Source organism: Acinetobacter sp. UBA2063 (assembly GCF_002333245.1).
GTDB classification, from domain to species: Bacteria; Pseudomonadota; Gammaproteobacteria; order Pseudomonadales; family Moraxellaceae; genus Acinetobacter; species Acinetobacter parvus.
Map to the genome: position 1 here is coordinate 8,394 of NZ_DDAH01000238.1, position 448 is coordinate 8,841.

Here is a 448-nt window from a genome sequence, read left to right on the forward strand (position 1 = left end):
AGAGCCATGATCCATCCCCATATCCTCCATAGTCAATAAAGAACGAGGACGAGGCTTAGGCATCTCAATTTGTTTGACTGCTGGTCTGCTTTCTTCATGTAAGGTTCCAACCGAAAAACCAGTACGATCAATAGATTCAGCTTCAATTTGGTAATGGGCTTGTTTTGGTTCCACAATGACATCATAAGTTTCAGCAGTACCAATACGGAACTCATCTACAGGAACGGGCTTTACAGGTTGACCATCAGCACTGACTACAGTCATTTTTAGGTTTGGAATGCGTACATCAAAGAATGACATAGCGGAAGCATTAATAAAACGAAGGCGAACTTTTTCACCAGCTTTGAAGTTACCCGTCCAATTTTGCTGAGGTGTCTTGCCATTCATTAAAAATGTATAACCAGTCACATCGGACATATCTGTTTTCAGCATTCGCATCTGATTCCAC

General features: G+C 41.5%; 1 pseudogene. It reads right to left on the minus strand.

Annotated features, from left to right (window positions below):
- Nucleotides 1-448 (minus strand): annotated as a pseudogene (locus tag B4H32_RS11440) (copper oxidase); the annotation flags it as partial.